General features: G+C 38.6%; 13 protein-coding genes. 11 read left to right on the top strand and 2 right to left on the bottom strand.

The genetic code is table 11. The annotated features are described in order from the left end of the window. Positions 1 to 37 precede the first annotated feature (37 nt). Entirely contained in the window at positions 38 to 802 is a 765-nt protein-coding gene (map, locus tag V6R96_RS17950; RefSeq protein WP_336379778.1) for a type I methionyl aminopeptidase, read from the top strand. A 121-nt stretch (positions 803 to 923) separates the two neighbouring features. Here the strand turns inward: map and V6R96_RS17945 are convergent, their stop codons facing one another. Next, complete coding sequence (locus tag V6R96_RS17945; protein ID WP_336379777.1) at positions 924 to 3,065, bottom strand: outer membrane beta-barrel protein; 2,142 nt, start codon at positions 3,063 to 3,065, stop codon at positions 924 to 926. Positions 3,066 to 3,370: 305 nt separating this feature from the next. On the opposite strand from V6R96_RS17945, the gene V6R96_RS17940 reads away from it, so the two are divergent. From V6R96_RS17940 to V6R96_RS17930, 3 genes are all read left to right on the top strand, one after another. Beyond that, a complete protein-coding gene (locus tag V6R96_RS17940) occupies positions 3,371 to 4,417 on the top strand; it encodes an MBL fold metallo-hydrolase (protein ID WP_336379776.1) in 1,047 nt (348 codons plus the stop codon). A gap of 56 nt (positions 4,418 to 4,473) precedes the next feature. Further along, positions 4,474 to 5,124 carry a hypothetical protein gene (locus tag V6R96_RS17935; protein ID WP_336379775.1) on the top strand — a complete coding sequence of 217 codons (651 nt, stop codon included), beginning with the start codon at positions 4,474 to 4,476 and terminating at the stop codon, positions 5,122 to 5,124. 127 nt (positions 5,125 to 5,251) lie between these two features. Then, positions 5,252 to 6,037 carry a TatD family hydrolase gene (locus V6R96_RS17930; RefSeq protein WP_336379774.1) on the top strand — a complete coding sequence of 262 codons (786 nt, stop codon included), beginning with the start codon at positions 5,252 to 5,254 and terminating at the stop codon, positions 6,035 to 6,037. 75 nt (positions 6,038 to 6,112) lie between these two features. Here the strand turns inward: V6R96_RS17930 and deoD are convergent, their stop codons facing one another. After that, entirely contained in the window at positions 6,113 to 6,823 is a 711-nt protein-coding gene (gene deoD, locus V6R96_RS17925) for a purine-nucleoside phosphorylase (protein ID WP_111959085.1), read from the bottom strand. A 306-nt stretch (positions 6,824 to 7,129) separates the two neighbouring features. Between deoD and V6R96_RS17920 the strand changes: the two genes are divergently transcribed. The 7 genes from V6R96_RS17920 (at position 7,130) to V6R96_RS17890 (ending at position 15,295) form a co-directional block, all read left to right on the top strand. Then, entirely contained in the window at positions 7,130 to 7,519 is a 390-nt protein-coding gene (locus tag V6R96_RS17920) for a VOC family protein (protein ID WP_336379773.1), read from the top strand. A gap of 199 nt (positions 7,520 to 7,718) precedes the next feature. Beyond that, a complete protein-coding gene (locus tag V6R96_RS17915; RefSeq protein ID WP_336379772.1) occupies positions 7,719 to 8,366 on the top strand; it encodes a hypothetical protein in 648 nt (215 codons plus the stop codon). Beyond that, positions 8,366 to 9,499, top strand: a complete 1,134-nt coding sequence (locus V6R96_RS17910) for an AAA family ATPase (protein WP_336379771.1) — start codon at positions 8,366 to 8,368, stop codon at positions 9,497 to 9,499. The genes V6R96_RS17915 and V6R96_RS17910 overlap by 1 nt, the downstream gene beginning before the upstream one ends. Further along, positions 9,472 to 10,215, top strand: a complete 744-nt coding sequence (locus tag V6R96_RS17905) for a hypothetical protein (protein ID WP_111959089.1) — start codon at positions 9,472 to 9,474, stop codon at positions 10,213 to 10,215. The genes V6R96_RS17910 and V6R96_RS17905 overlap by 28 nt, the downstream gene beginning before the upstream one ends. Next, the gene (locus V6R96_RS17900; RefSeq protein ID WP_336379770.1) at positions 10,206 to 12,587 is read left to right on the top strand and encodes a hypothetical protein; all 2,382 of its coding nucleotides are present in this window, start codon (positions 10,206 to 10,208) and stop codon (positions 12,585 to 12,587) included. The genes V6R96_RS17905 and V6R96_RS17900 overlap by 10 nt, the downstream gene beginning before the upstream one ends. After that, on the top strand, positions 12,577 to 14,283 hold the full coding sequence (locus tag V6R96_RS17895) for an APC family permease (protein WP_336379769.1): 1,707 nt from the start codon (positions 12,577 to 12,579) through the stop codon (positions 14,281 to 14,283). Before V6R96_RS17900 ends, V6R96_RS17895 begins: the two co-directional genes overlap by 11 nt. After that, the gene (locus V6R96_RS17890) at positions 14,273 to 15,295 is read left to right on the top strand and encodes a hypothetical protein (RefSeq protein ID WP_336379768.1); all 1,023 of its coding nucleotides are present in this window, start codon (positions 14,273 to 14,275) and stop codon (positions 15,293 to 15,295) included. Before V6R96_RS17895 ends, V6R96_RS17890 begins: the two co-directional genes overlap by 11 nt. Positions 15,296 to 15,480: the final 185 nt, after the last annotated feature.

Raw genomic sequence — 15,480 nt, 5'->3', positions numbered from 1 at the left:
TCGTGAAAAAAAATCCATATAACCAAAAGAAACAACAATGTCAATAACGAATGAACATGAATTGGCAGGAATGCAGAAAGTGAGTGAAGCTGTAGCCTATACCTTAAAAGAAATGATGAATTATGCCCAACCCGGTATGACGACAAAAGAAATTGATGAATACGGGGCGAAGATCCTTTCAGATTTTGGTGCAAAATCAGCTCCTTATTTAACGTATGGTTTTCCTGGTTGGACCTGTATCAGTGTGGATAATGAATTTTGTCATGGTATTCCGACCGATGAGCGGATTTTAAAAGAAGGAGATCTGATTAATATTGATGTTTCAGCAGAACTTAACGGATATTGGGCAGATAACGGAGGTTCTTTTGTTATTGGAAAAGATATTAATTCCCACCAAAAACTGGTAGATGCTTCCAAAGATATTTTACAAAAAGCCATCAATTCTATAAAAGGAGGTGTAAAAATAGCTGATATTGGATTTCTCATGGAAACTGAAGCTAAGAAAAGAGGTTTTAAAGTGATTAAGAATCTTGCCGGGCATGGTGTTGGGAAAAGCTTACACGAGCAGCCTGATGAGCTGTTTAATTATAAAAACCGTTTCGATTCCAGACGGTTCAAAAAGAACTCTGTGGTGGCCATAGAGACATTTATTTCAACATCTTCAAACCTTGCTGTAGAGCTCAATGACGGTTGGACTATGGTAGGAAACAAAGGCGGTTATATGGCACAGCACGAACATACCATTGTGGTAACGGATGGAAAACCCATTATTTTAACACAAATGAATGAAATCCTGAACTAAGAATTTACTCTTCATATAGAATAAAAAGACACTTACATCAATGCAAGTGTCTTTTTTAGCTATTATTTTTGCTTGTTTATTTCGTTTGCAAACAGTCTCTGCCGGCACTGATTTTTTATTTTTATTTTCCGCCGCCGCTGTTTTTCTCTACATCCGTCTTCGTATTTCCTTTTACTTTCTGATTTCCGAAACGTTTCACAAAAGTAAGTGAAAATCCATACCAGTCGGATCTTGTAGAACTTCTGGTGGTTCCGACCTGGCTGAAGGTGGTGGAATCAAAATTCGGTCTGCTGAAAATATTCATCAGCTGAAGGCTTACTTCCATCTGTGTTTTAGGGAATATTTTGGTGGCAGAGATATTGTGGAAAATATTCGTTTTATTCGCATAGGAATTTCCGTTGTTCTGGTTGGAAAGCTCTACCCATGCACTCAGGTTAATGTTTTTATCAAACAGGTTGGTGTACGACAGATTAGCTGAAGCACCCAGATAGCTTATATAATTTTTACCTTTCAGATCATTGACTTCGTTGAAATCATGATTGTCGATATAATACCATCCAACTCCTACATTCACATTCATTTTATTTTTCAGGAAAGTCTGGTTGGTATTCGCAAACAGATAATACTTCTGCACCTTTCCGTTGAAATTAGCAGGTAGGCTAACCGTTCTTCCATTTTCCTCTGCAATAGATGTCCAGTAATCCCTGTCAGTGTACATATATCTGGCCGAAAGAAAATACTTTTTCAGGATCCCGAATTTCATATAAAGCCTGTGGCTGGGGTTAGGCTCCAGGTCCATATTTCCGCGTGAGTACGTTCCGTCATTGGTAGGAACAAGAAAAGGATTAAATTCCGAATACCACGGACGCCAGAGATTACGGTTATAGGTCAAGCTCAGATCATATTTATCCGAAAAAGAATATTTCACCAATAGATTGGGAAGAAGGGTACTGTAAGAATCTTTTCTTTCCGTACCGGCCACATCCTGTCTCATTTTATAATCGATATGTTCATAACGGACTCCCACTCTTGTTTCCAGCTTTTCGAAAAAAGTTTTGCTGTAGTTCACATACAGGGAATTGATATTATCCTCATAGTGGAAAACATCGTTCGAAGGGAGATTATCTGCATTGTTTCCGGATACATTATTGGGGATCACATTGTTATTGAAATCCATTTTTCCACCCACTTCAAAGCTTCCGCCCTTTCCAAGCGGTTGCGTATAATCTACTTTTAGATAATAGTTTCGGGTCTGTTCATGAGAATCCAGGCCTAACAAGCTCACAGCCGGTGTTATATTGGATGTTTTTAAAAACCAATTTGTATTTTCCTGAGAATTGTAATTGGACCCTAAATTGACATCCAATATCCTGTTTTTCTCTTTATCATAATACTTATAAAAAAGATTTGTTCCCAGTGTTCGGTAGTGCCCTGTTGCATCCTGCTCCTGATGGTAAGAATCAAACAGCACATCATTTTTCGATCTGATGAAGTCAGAATCCGAGGTTGTGGAACTTTTGCTTTGATAATATTCAAGGATAAGTCCTATATTATTTTTATCATTCAGTTCATATTCAGAGGTTGAGGAAAGGGAAGGACTTTTATTTCTGCTTATGTTTTCATTGTTGGTTTGGGTAACATCATTATCCTTGTATAAAGAGTTGATGTATAGGCTCTTTTGTGCCCAGGTATTGTCGCTGTAACTTCCGACAAGAGTCTGGGTGAAATTTTTCTTATGGTAATTAAGATTAAGATTCGTATACTGAGAATTTTTAGTATTCTGCCTGTTATTGAAGGTTACGCTGCCCTTCATTCCTTCATCATCTCTTTTTTTCAGTACAATATTGATGACCGATCCGGCTGTTTCATAACGGGATGACGGGCTTGTGATCACCTCAATTTTCATCAGATTATCTGCAGGAATGGTTTTCAGATATTCCTTTAATTCCTTCCCAGTAAAAACAGATTTTCTGTCGTTGATGTAAACCGTCACCGATTCACCTTCCGCTTTTATAGCATCATTATTATCAATACTCACCAAAGGGGTCATTCTAAGAACATCCCATGTTGTATTTCCTGCAAGGATAGAGCTGTTGGACACATTAAACACCGTTCTGTCCACCTTAGATTCTACAGTAGGTTTTCTGGCCGTTAATGTAACCCCTTCAATCTGGTTTTCCTTCTCCTTGATGGTGTCATTTTTTACTTGTGCAAATGTTAAAGAACCGATTAATAATGCAGCTGAAGATATAATTATTTTCATTCAAAGTGATATTTCACCAATAAGACAGTTATTGCAGGACATTTGTTACATCACATTGGGAAAATAAATAAAAAATTCATCGATACTGTTATTTTTATTGAAAATTATACTCCATAAGAAGTATTGGGGCTGATCCATTTACTGTTTCATATCAAAAGTTACAGAACTATGTGCAGAAGATATTAGATCATATAAAGTAAAACGCTCCCTTTATTCGTTGATTCATATAAATAAGAAATCTATTCTTATATTTATTCATCTGATACATCTTAATGATCAGGATTCAGAGCATAAAAACAGTGATAATGAATTTAAAGAAACAAATGGGGCAGTTTCCCAACGAAAAAAGAAAAACCTATTTCAGTACGCTGACCAACTATACCAACGGAAAATTTCAGAATATACTTCCCACACCTGCATTACTGGAAGGAGAAAGCATGACCAAATTACTCCTGCAGGCCCTATGCAAAGTTGAGAATACAAGCCCGAAATCATCTCTTCCCTTTGTGATCACAGATCTGAAAAACCTTAAACCGGAAGAAAATGTTCTCGTATGGTTCGGGCACAGCTCTTACTTTATCCAGATCGATGGCAAAAAATTCCTTGTAGATCCTGTCTTCAGTGGCAACGCTTCACCAATGCCGGGATCCATAAAGGCCTTCCCTGGATCAGATCATTACAAACCGGAAGATATGCCGGATATAGACTTTCTCCTGATTTCCCATGATCATTGGGATCACCTGGATTATTCCACTGTTCAGACGCTTAAAGACAAAGTAGGTCAGGTGATATGTGGACTGGGGACAGGGCAGCATTTCGAGTACTGGGGCTGGGATTCAGAAAAAATTATTGAGAAAAACTGGTGGGACAGCATTTATCTGGAAGGTGGCTTCACCATTACACTGACTCCTGCAAGACATTTCTCGGGAAGACTCCTGAACCGGAATATCTCACTGTGGACTTCCTTTGTTTTACAGACTCCATCTAAAAAATTGTTCTTAGGCGGTGACAGCGGTTACGGAGACCACTTTCAAGAGATCGGGGAGAAGTACGGACCGTTTGATCTTGCGGTAATGGAATGTGGCCAATACAATGAAAAATGGCCTTACATTCACAGCCTTCCGGAGCAGATCATCAAAGAAGTACAGGAGTTGAAAGCTAAAAACTTTATTCCTGTCCATAATTCTAAATTTAAATTAGCTCAGCATCCCTGGTTTGAGCCATTGGAACTTGTTTCAAAATATGCAGAAGAAAACAGTATCCCTGTGACACTTCCTATGATTGGAGAAAAAGCAGATCTCGATCAGCTGGGAGAAATAACCTGGAAAAAATGGTGGAAGGAATTGATGTAATTCAGAGCTTTGTAGAAAATCTTTATTCTGTTATCAATCTTATAAAATATCTGTAAATGGATATGTTTAAATCCTGTATTTCATTAATTTCAGATCCCTGGAAAGAAAAATATCGGGCTGTTCTTGCCAGAGAGCATCTACAAACTATGAAAAATAATATCGTGAAATTTCAGAACAAGAGTCTGGAATGGGAGCAGCCATATTTTAATGAAGAAATTAAAACAGACAGAAAAGAAAGTTTTGAGCTTTTTATCAATATATTTCAAAACAAGGATACAGATGAGGTAAAAGCAGCTCATCTTGAAAAAATACCTTTTGAACACTGGTTGAATATTTTGGGACAGCGCCTGACTTCTGCCAGCGTTCGTGATGAAAATGCTGTTCCACCTTTGAAAGATACTTTGCTTGAAGCCTGCCGGAAACCTTTTAACAGCGAAATTACCATTGCGCAGAGAGCCTGGGAAAAACATATCGGAAGAATGGATGATGAGTTTTGGGGCGAGATCAAAGGGAATAATCTGCAGAAACAGGAAAAAGTCATGGAAAAGATCAGCTATATTCTGGACAACAGAACCTGGTGGAATGTTTTCTATCATTACAAACATGAACTTGTTTTTGAAGCCAGGGAAAAAGAAGGTCACGGGATCCGATGGAGCCACGGAGGAAAACAGTTAATCGGTTTCCTGGAAAAATTTATCAATGAATAGCGTATAAAACTTTACTTGCGTAAAAAGATTGCGTACTGTGCAGATAATTTTGTATTGATAAAGTTTCAGATCAAAAATTTAGCAATACAAATCAATCTTATCTGTCCTTTATACAAAACAAAAACAAATGAATACATACATTGATATTGGCATTAACCTGACCAATAAACAGTTCTATAATGAACACGAAGAAATTGTTAACCGCGCCCTGGATAATGGAGTGGAACAAATGATCCTCACCGGGACTAGCGTACGCGGAAGCAAAGAATCTGCTGAAATCGCAGAAGAATATCCCGGGATTTTATTTTCTACAGCAGGAATTCATCCCCACGATGCCAAATCCTTTAACCAGGAGAGTATCCGGGAACTTCGGAACCTTTTGAAATTGAATCATGTGGTATCGGTAGGAGAGTGCGGACTGGATTTTGACCGGGATTTTTCTCCAAGACCTATTCAGGAAAAATGCTACAGAGCCCAGCTGGAATTGGCCGTTGAGGTTCGTAAGCCTCTTTTCCTTCATGAAAGATCAGCTTTTAAAAAATTTAATGAAATTACAGATGAATACCTTACCAACTTGCCGGAAGCTGTTGTCCATTGTTTCACAGGAACGCTGGAGGAAGCTAAAATCTATCTGGACAAAGGGTTTTATCTGGGATTTACCGGAGCTATAAGTGATGGCAAAAGATTTAAACAGCTGGAAGAAGTAATAAAATATACACCGATAGATCGCATGATGATAGAAACTGATGCCCCGTTCATGCTGCCGAAAAATATGCCGAGAATGCAGAACCGCCGGAATGAACCTTCCTTCCTGCCGTATGTAGCACAGACAATCGCACACCTAAAGAAGATAAGTATTTCAGAAGTCGCACATGCAACTACGGAAACCACTAGAAATTTTTTCAAACTATAAAAAAGAGCTCTACTCATCAGGTAAAGCTCTTTTTTTATGGCGAAACTGCGAAACAGCAGCTTAACTTCTTTTCTATTAAAGACTTTTTATCGCTGATTCCAGAGCCAGCTCCATCATTGGTTTAAGGGCTTTTTCTCTCTCATCAGCAGAAATCTTTTCGTGGGTAGGAATAATATCGGTTACCGTAAGAATCGTAGCTGCATTTTTTCCTAAATGTTGTGCATTCGCGAATAATCCGAAAGCTTCCATTTCTACGGCCGGACAGTTGTACTTAGTAGCAATAGCAGGAACATTCGGGTCTTTTCTGTAGAAAATATCGCTGCTGTGTACATTGATCGCTTTGGTTGCTAAAGAAAGCTCCTGAGCGGTTTCATTGATCGTTCCGAAGATATTTCCCTGATGAGGAAGTATCTCATCTTCAATTTCCCAGGCATATTTTGCATACGTACTTTCACTCGCTGCATTTTCAATATTTAAAATATCAAAAAGCTTAAGGTCTGTTGTATAGGCTCCACATGTTCCGATCCTGATGATGGTATCTACTTCATATTCCGTAAATAATTCAAAAGAATAGATCCCGATGCTCGGAAAGCCCATTCCGCTGGCGCCTACAGTGATTTCCTTACCTTTATAAAGACCGGTATAATAAAAGATTCCTCTTGTTTTGCTGACCAGCTTAGCATTTTCCAAATAATTTTCAGCAATATATTGTGCACGAAGCGGATCCCCCGGCTGCAATACTACTTTGGCAATTTCTCCTTTTTTTGCACTGATGTGAATACTCATAATGTTATTTTGAAGCGACAAAGATAACAACTTTTAGATTGTAACATCTCAACGGTCGTATTTCAATACCCTAAGTTTTCTAAGTACAAATTCCCCTTCTCCGGAGAGGTGGCAGATCGAAGATCTGACGGGGTGGTTAAAAAAGGAAAAAGCTTCTCCGAACAAACCTCATAGATTTCCAAAACCTATGAGGCTTAATCAGAAGCTTAATATTTAGTATTGCCAATACAGTTTCAAAAAAGAATAACACAGAAGAAGTATTTGAGGAATCTCCTCCTTACTTTAGCAAAGTAAAAGATAATCATAATGAAAATTGAGCATGTTGCTTTTTGGGTAAAAGATCTGGAAAAGATCAGAGAATTCTATCAGAAATATTTTGGAGCCGTTTCCAATGAAAAATATCACAATTCTCTAAAACAGTTTCAGTCTTATTTTTTAAGCTTTGACAATGGCTGCCGTCTCGAGATCATGACCAGACCGGATATTCAGGAAAGCAACATTTCTTATGATGTTCAGCAATATGGGATTATTCATTTGGCGTTCTCGACAGGCAGTAAAGAAAAAGTAGATGAACTGACAGAAACTTTAAGAAAAGACGGCTACACTATAGCCGGAGAGCCACGTACAACAGGTGACGGCTATTATGAAAGTGTTATTCTGGATCCTGAAAACAATATTATAGAAATAACAGATTGATTTGTAATCTGAAAAGAGGTCTTCACAGGAGCAAAATATCAGATCCACCTGCTAAATCTGCGAGAGTAAAAATACAACATCAAATATCTAAGTCATAATTAATAGGCATTTTGTGAATTATTTATCATAAAGATTATTTAGCTGCCAATCACTCACATAAAAAATTTTATTCTCTGCAAAATAGTTTTATTTTTGTTAGATGACGGAAACCAAATCACCATTTTTAGATACTATTTTTCTGCTTCGGAAAAGCGGCTGCATTACCGTTTTTTCAAATTTGCATGAAATTTCGAAAAAAGAAGAACAGGAAGCCGGTGATTATTTTGAAACAGAATTTGAAAAAGAAAGACTGGAATTTTTATCTACAGAAATTTATTGCCATAAAGAAGCTGCAGTTTGGGCCGCGAAAGTTCTGTATTACAGTGCACAGCTCTACCTCATCCGTGAAAACACGGCAAAAGATCTGGATAAGCTGATCCCAAAACTGAAAATAACATCCGATACTTCCTCTATTTTGTCTGCAGATCTGTCACTAAGATTTCTTCCCCAGATCATAACTTTAATGCAAACTGCTGATCCTCATGATCCTTTGGTTAAAATTCTGGAAGATATTCTTACACAGTTTCATTATTCCGGAATTGGATATCATCTTAATCTGGAAAAAGTCAATTGGGAAAAAGAGCTGAAAGACAAAATCTACAGGAAATTATATCTCGAAAGGATTGTTGAGAAGAAAGCCTATGCTCTTGCAGAAATCCCATATATTAATCAACTCCTGTTGGCTGATTTTGGGCTGTATAAAGATACGTACTGGAGAGAATTAAAAATAATAACCGAAGAAAATTAATGATACAAAATATTACAAAACTTAATACCGTTCTCAACTACGTAAAAGATACTTTCGTAGGAAAAAATGATGTTGTAGACCTTTTGGGAATATGCCTTCTGGCCAAAGAAAATGCATTTCTGTACGGACCTCCGGGTACCGCAAAATCCGCTATCGTAAGAACACTGTCGAAAACAGTAAAAGATGGAAAAAACTTTGAATATTTATTAACCAGATTTACAGAACCGAACGAAATTTTCGGACCCTTTGATATCCGTAAATTAAAAGAAGGAGAACTTCTCACCAATACCGAAGGCATGATGCCCGAAGCTTCATTGGTTTTCCTCGATGAGATCTTCAATGCCAATTCTGCAATCCTGAATTCACTGCTGACCGCTTTGAATGAAAAAATATTTAAAAGAGGAAAAGAAACAAAACATTTGCCGGCCCTGATGTTCGTTGGGGCCAGTAATGTTCTTCCGGAAGATGAATCTCTGAATGCATTATTTGACCGTTTTCTGGTTAGAATTAATGTTGATTACGTAAATCCTGAACTGCTTCAGCAGGTACTTCTGGCCGGAAGAAAACTGGAAAACCAAACAGAGGCCAATATTCCTGAAATTCAGGCAGATGAAATCAGAGAACTTCAGAATCTGTGCAAAACCATAGATCTGAGGCCCATCTACGAAGTTTATTTAAATACAATTATCAGCCTGAGAAATACAGGAATTACCATTTCCGACCGTAGAGCCGTAAAACTTCAGAACCTGATCGCGGCAAGCGCCCTGATTTGTGGAAGAAATGAAGCTGTGCTCTCCGATCTTTGGGTACTGAAGCATATCTGGGATACAGAAGAACAGATTGAGATTCTGGAAGGCATCATCAACAGAACCATTGAAAAAGACGATAACCCGAAATCCCATCCACAGGCGATGCAGAACAAAACTCCTAATCCGGAGGAAGTGATGAAGGACGTAAAAATCCTCGTGGAAAAATGGAACAGCGGAATGCTGAGTTTTGAAGAACAGAACGTGATCAAAGATAAATTGAGATACCTGCAGACCCGTTGCGACTGGATCAGAAATCCGGAGCAGAAGCAATATATCCAGCAAGAAATTGAAAGCTTATGGCAGAAGATCCTTCAAACGGTGTAAAAGAATTCTGGGCAGAAATTCCCCGGGCCGATGAAGATTTTCTGGGTGCTATCCGGGACTGGAAAAATGTACAGATTGCAATAGATGACGAGACGGTTTGGCTGAAAGGCTTCACTGAGGAACAGGCTATCTCCTCAGATATCCAGCAGCTGCCTAATTTCATACTGTACGAATTGCGCGATGGACTTTTGTTCAAAAAAGAGGCACTGGTACCAAGTAAAAAAATGAGAACGGCCTTACTTTGGTCACCGATAGATAAAGCTTTACGCCTTACTTTTCCGGCTTCGAACAATAATTATTTCGGAATCGGTGAAAAAGTGGAGGTGAGATTAAAACCGGGTAATGAAGAACATGCTGTCATGGCTTTATTAAGTATAATTGAGGAAATAAAAGAAAGTATTCCTTTACTGCCGAAATTTAAGCTGGAAAAGCTTGAATGGACAGTTATTGATGATAAAGCATTGTTCCTGGGAACACCGTTGCTGAGTTTGCCCGGAAAAACATATTGGACCAGAGATAGCCACCTTCTGCCTGCAGGTTTTGACTTTGAATTTAAAAATTTGAGTTCTCTTTTACAGCAGCAATATAATAAAGAGTCAGACAAATGGTTACTATGGAATGAAGACGGTACTTATCTTTCCCTTAAAAAAGAAAACTTCCGCCCATTGTCCGTAAGTTCATTCCGTCTTACTGAAAAAACGAAAGAATGGATTTAACCGAATATTTCCAGTCATACGAAAACTACTTTTGGGAGTGGGTAACCGACGAGGATATCGCCGGAGATTCCGGATACCATGATTATAACCTCATCTCCATTCCCGGTGTTGGGGCTATAGCCTACAGGCCTTACGTCATGGAGATCCTGAAAGAACTTCAGCCACAGGGATGGCCTCCGTTTGGAGCCTTGCTGATGGTTTTGTATGCGATGCAGGACGGTTATACCGATTTTGCAGGCCCTTTGAATCATACAGCCAATTTTCACAGCATTGGAAATTTTGATTTTACTGCTGAAAAGAGTATTGAGTTCCTTGAAAAGTTGAAATCATTAAATAAAATCTATAAACAGGGACAAAACAGAATTGTACTACTCCAGACAATTTTCCAGGATTCCCACAACAGGATAGCTCCCGGAAAGGCAGAAATGATTCTGACCACCTACTACAAAAGACCCCATATGCTGGCAGCCAGTGCAGGGAAAAAGTATGCCGGACCGTCAGCTATTAACAGGGACTTGAGTACACTCAATCTCCTGAATGAAAAATTTCCGACAACCCAGTCTATTGTTGATGCCATGCGGGATCACATAGATGAACCTGAACTGGATGACGAAGTCGTAGAGGAAGAGACAACTGTAGAAACCGATAAAGATTTTATTCAACAATTAATCGAGGAGCCCAAAACATTTCAGGTAGGAAGCCTGATCAAAAGGATTTGGAGCGGACTGAGAATTCCTATGCGTCACCTTTCTCCCGGGGAGCAGCCCATTGGAGGGATCTCAGATATGGCCAATAAAGGTGACCTCCACAGAATGCTTCTTTCTGAATTTGCCAATGATGATGAGGTTTTCATGAACCGTGTGGCCAATAACGAAGCTCTGTATATCCAGAGAGAAATTCCACCGGAAGAAAATATTTTTGAACGTATTATTTTAATTGATACTTCCCTGAAAAACTGGGGAACACCTAAAGTATTGGCTTTTGCATCGGCTATTGCGGTGATCAGGCATCCGAAAGCCCATTCGGAGTGTAAGGTTTTTGCCTTGGGGCAGGCAGGTATACCGGTTTCTCTTGATAAACCGGAAGATGTTATCGAGGCTCTGAATCTGGTCAGCCCCATTCTGGATGTTTCAGAAGCACTTGGGAAATTTTTTAATGAAGAGCATACCGAAAAAGAGCTTGAAGTTTTCTTCATTACTCACCAGGAAAACCTTGCTGATGAAAAGACAAGGAAAGTGATCCACGAAAACAGGGACAGGCTGAAATTCCTGATCACAACATCTTCAGATGGCGAACTGAATTTTTATAAACATCATAAAGGAGCGCGCAAGCATATTCAGAAGATAAAGCTTCCGCTTCAGGAATTATGGGCCAATCCGCCACAGCGCAAGCAAAAGGTTCATAATGTTAACGGTAAAAAAACAGATCTGCCGCAGAACTATCCGATCCTGTTTCCGACTCCATCCAATAAAATTGCCCAGTTTCTCTATGAAGGCGAATTTTATATTTTAAGTTCAAAAAAACAGCTGTTGAAAACTTATCTTTCTGATAATTACTACGACCGGAATTCTTATGATTACTATAAAATCTATCATGGATGCGAAGTTTTAATAGAAGATATTTCTGTGAAACCAAGAGGCGAGTTTGCTCTCGCTAAAAACAAACAGCAGCATTTTATTTTATGTCAGTATCAGCCGGATAAAAAACTTATTTCAAAACTGAATCTCAACACAAAAGAATATTCCGAACAGAATGTTACCGGACTCAATATCCCCAGTTCATACCATCTGATCTATTTCGGAAGAAACTTTTACCTTCATCAGCCTATGAATTCTTCCCGTTATAAGATCAGTTTAGAAGGAAATATCTCTGTGGAATCCATATTTAACGATGATAGTGAAATAGATAAAAATATAGCAAAAGCAGAAACAGAAGTTGCCAAACTGAATCGAAGCGGCATGAAAATAATCAGTAACTTCAATAAAATAGGAATCAATGAGAATAACAATCTCGTCATTTCCGGAAATGAACTGTGCAGGCTGTATGACAACTCATTAAACCTTTATAAAAACAGATTTACGGTTAAAATCCCTGCAGAGCAGAACAAAAATAAGTTTACATTTCAGGATGGCAGCGAGATCATTACGGATTCCCGCGGAATGCTTACTTTTAAAAGCAGCAATACCGGTATTCCTACATTTTATATTCCTTCCACGGAGTATGGATTTTTGGCCTTAGCAACCCATACAGAGTATGGAGGTTCGGAATATTACTTTCCGAAACAGACCCTGCTGAAAGTGAAGACTATGGAAGAAATGTATGCTCAATATTTAACAGCGTTTATTGATCAGATCCTGGATTATGGAGCTTAGAATAAAACCTTTTCCGAAAAACAACTATCCTAAAAAAGGGCTTTTGATCAAAGACCCGTCGCCTCGCGTATGGCTTTATGAAATGGAAGTATTGGGAATAGATCTCAATAAAGTAAAATCCTATGCTATTCCGGCAGACCAGCCTAATGTTTTATACGGATGCCTGCTTATATTTTATGATGAAGTTCCACAGGAAATCGGGAAAAATGCTTATTTCCAGTGTGTAGATGACAGACTTTTTATTCCTGAAAATACCATATTTTATCCAAGGATCAATCCGGAAGACTGGCAGTCTGTCGGTTCACGGTATGTCGTTATGCATCCCGACTTTGGTCTAGTGAAGCTCTCAGAAGAAATAGACTGGCTCTCTGTGCTGAAGGAACCTGAAATAACAGAAGGCAGGGCGAGAAAACCATCCAATGGGGTGAAAACCCCTCAATATATCGAAAGCTTTGCTGTTGAGATGGATGATGAAAAAGTTCTGGCAACCCTTCAGCAGCCAAGAAATGAAGAAGAGTGGATGAAAAACCTGCCTTTTGATCTCAAAAAAGTGATGGCAGGAAATAAAAAAGAAATTGAAAAATATTTAAAATATATAGAAAAGTATCCTGACCGAGCTGTAGAACTGGGCGTGCCTTTAGATATTATGGGGACTTCTCGTGGTGATGGCTTTGGAAAATTCACTTTCGGAGACAGCTGGCTGAGTGCTCTGTTCGGAGGTCCGGGCAGTAAAAAAGAAACAGCAGGAAGCCGGAATTTCCGATGGATATTCTGGGGCGTTGTCGTGATGGCTATAGTCTTCAGAATTTTTATACCTTCAGATAAAGACAGAACCGTGAAAGAGGATTTTCTCGTTTCATCCGGTAAGATCATGAACGGAGCTGAAAAAGCACAGGCAGATATGATCGCTTATCAGTCAGGTGTGACGGATATTGACATGAAAATTGACTCTATTTACGGAAAAACAAGAAAAAAACTTTCCAGTGAATATGTTGCGGCTGGTGCTGCCATGTCAAAAGACAAAAACGAAAGGGAGCAGTATAAAAAATCAGGTGGCAGAAACCTTGGAGAGGTTGGAAATGATATTGAAAAACTTAATGCCAGAGAACAGAGCAGTAGGGACTCCCTGAAAATTATTTATTCGAAAAAAATAACGAAACATCTGGTTCAGCAGGAAGCCACTATGAAACGCAGTATTTCAGATTCCCTCAAACAATATAGTAAGGGAAAGCCGGTTAATGGCGAAGTGGTAAAATTTGTTTTAAAGAAAAAACAGGCACTCGTAGCGGATTCTCTTGGAAAACTGTACGGAACACTTGATATAATGGATCTTCCACCTACTCCTGTTAAAGATTCAAAAATAGGACAGCTTGAGTCCGGGGACAGTAGTTTACCTGAAAAAACAAAAGTTTCAGATATCCTGTATCTTGTGATTTTCATGTTTGGAGCTGTAGGAATCTATTCTTTCATCTTCAGAAGGAAGTCGCTGAACCTTGGCGGAGATAATGTACCTTTATGGGTAAAGCTGATTCTGTCTGCTGTTCTTGTTTCCATGCTGGTTTATCTATTCTATCCTTTGATAAAGATGTTTGGGTACAACTGGTTTGTATGGATTCTGGTGATCTGTGTCATCCTTCTTCTTTACCGCCTGTTTAACGAAGATAAAACCATTTTAAACCCTGAAGATGATGAATAAGCAGAAATTTATAGACAAATTCCTGATTGCATTTATGATCCTGGCGGTGTTTAAGATCATTGGTATTGCAGCACAGTTATTTCACGAAAGCTTTTGGAGTGTGGTGGGAACGTTGGTGATTTTCCTGGTCATAGCTTTTATAATCATGATTGTGATCACTGCTTTAAAAGATAAAGAACAAAACCAACAAAACTCTGGACGAAGAGGCTCCGGAGGCGGAAATTTTTATCTGGAAACCTCCTTATTTGATAGGATCAGAAATAAATACGAAGAACTTGCCGAAAAATATATCGCTGAAAAGGACTATAAAAAGGCAGCAAAAGTATATATGAATCTTCTTCAGGATAATTTTAGGGGTGCAAAAACACTGGAAAATGGGGGCTTCTACAATGAGGCGGCCGCAGTCTATCTAAAAAAACTAAACAATAAGTCAGAAGCGGCATCCTGTTACGAAAAAGCAAAGCAGTACAAAAAAGCTATCGATCTGTATAAAGAAATGCAGCAGAAAGAGAAAGTAGGAGATCTTTACAAAGAACTGAATGATCTTAAAAATGCCCACAGCTACTATCAGATGATGGCAGACGACTATACGGCCAACAGCCAGATGGTAAAAGCTTCTTTGATATACAGCAAGAAAATGGAGCTGCCTGAAGAAGCTCAAAAAGTGCTATTGAAGGGTTGGAATGAAGATAAAGATGCATTCAATTGCCTGAATAATTATTTTGCCAATGTTTATGACATCAAAAAACTCGAAACTGAAATTCAGAATCTTTATCAGAAAACACCTTCCTACAAAAAGATGATTTACCTTGAAGCCATGAAGCATGAATTTAAAAAAGATACCAAATTGCAGGATGTAACCCGAACTATCGCCTATGAAATTATTGCGGAAAAAGTAGGTACCCGTTCAGAGATCATTAACGAGCTCAAATATTTCAATCCTGATGACAGTGTGATATTAAAGGATATTTCGAGGTTTAAAACAGGAAGGAACAAAATGTTGAGGAATTAAGATTGTAGCATTTAAAGATTTTAATAATTTAAAGATTAAAAATTTGAACAAAATTATGTTCTGCCGGCAAAATTGAGTTGGCTGAGGCCCTCGAAGTCAACTCGGTTTTATCCCTCCTTCCAGCGGACAGAAGGAGTAATTTCCTTGCTGAAAAACAATTTTTCATATCTTTGCGCCAGAAAAAT

Source organism: Chryseobacterium sp. CCNWLW53 (assembly GCF_037083525.1).
Taxonomy (GTDB): domain Bacteria; phylum Bacteroidota; class Bacteroidia; order Flavobacteriales; family Weeksellaceae; genus Chryseobacterium; species Chryseobacterium lathyri.
The sequence above is the reverse complement of the archived record's forward strand: the minus strand, read 5'-3'. Positions and strand labels throughout refer to the sequence as shown.

What these genes read in the sequence shown, in the direction of transcription:
- map (WP_336379778.1), top strand. Translation starts at nt 38, where the DNA reads ATGTCAATAACGAATGAACATGAATTGGCAGGAATGCAGAAAGTGAGT.
- V6R96_RS17945 (WP_336379777.1), bottom strand. Translation starts at nt 3,065, where the DNA reads ATGAAAATAATTATATCTTCAGCTGCATTATTAATCGGTTCTTTAACA.
- V6R96_RS17940 (WP_336379776.1), top strand. Translation starts at nt 3,371, where the DNA reads ATGAATTTAAAGAAACAAATGGGGCAGTTTCCCAACGAAAAAAGAAAA.
- V6R96_RS17935 (WP_336379775.1), top strand. Translation starts at nt 4,474, where the DNA reads ATGGATATGTTTAAATCCTGTATTTCATTAATTTCAGATCCCTGGAAA.
- V6R96_RS17930 (WP_336379774.1), top strand. Translation starts at nt 5,252, where the DNA reads ATGAATACATACATTGATATTGGCATTAACCTGACCAATAAACAGTTC.
- deoD (WP_111959085.1), bottom strand. Translation starts at nt 6,823, where the DNA reads ATGAGTATTCACATCAGTGCAAAAAAAGGAGAAATTGCCAAAGTAGTA.
- V6R96_RS17920 (WP_336379773.1), top strand. Translation starts at nt 7,130, where the DNA reads ATGAAAATTGAGCATGTTGCTTTTTGGGTAAAAGATCTGGAAAAGATC.
- V6R96_RS17915 (WP_336379772.1), top strand. Translation starts at nt 7,719, where the DNA reads ATGACGGAAACCAAATCACCATTTTTAGATACTATTTTTCTGCTTCGG.
- V6R96_RS17910 (WP_336379771.1), top strand. Translation starts at nt 8,366, where the DNA reads ATGATACAAAATATTACAAAACTTAATACCGTTCTCAACTACGTAAAA.
- V6R96_RS17905 (WP_111959089.1), top strand. Translation starts at nt 9,472, where the DNA reads ATGGCAGAAGATCCTTCAAACGGTGTAAAAGAATTCTGGGCAGAAATT.
- V6R96_RS17900 (WP_336379770.1), top strand. Translation starts at nt 10,206, where the DNA reads ATGGATTTAACCGAATATTTCCAGTCATACGAAAACTACTTTTGGGAG.
- V6R96_RS17895 (WP_336379769.1), top strand. Translation starts at nt 12,577, where the DNA reads ATGGAGCTTAGAATAAAACCTTTTCCGAAAAACAACTATCCTAAAAAA.
- V6R96_RS17890 (WP_336379768.1), top strand. Translation starts at nt 14,273, where the DNA reads ATGATGAATAAGCAGAAATTTATAGACAAATTCCTGATTGCATTTATG.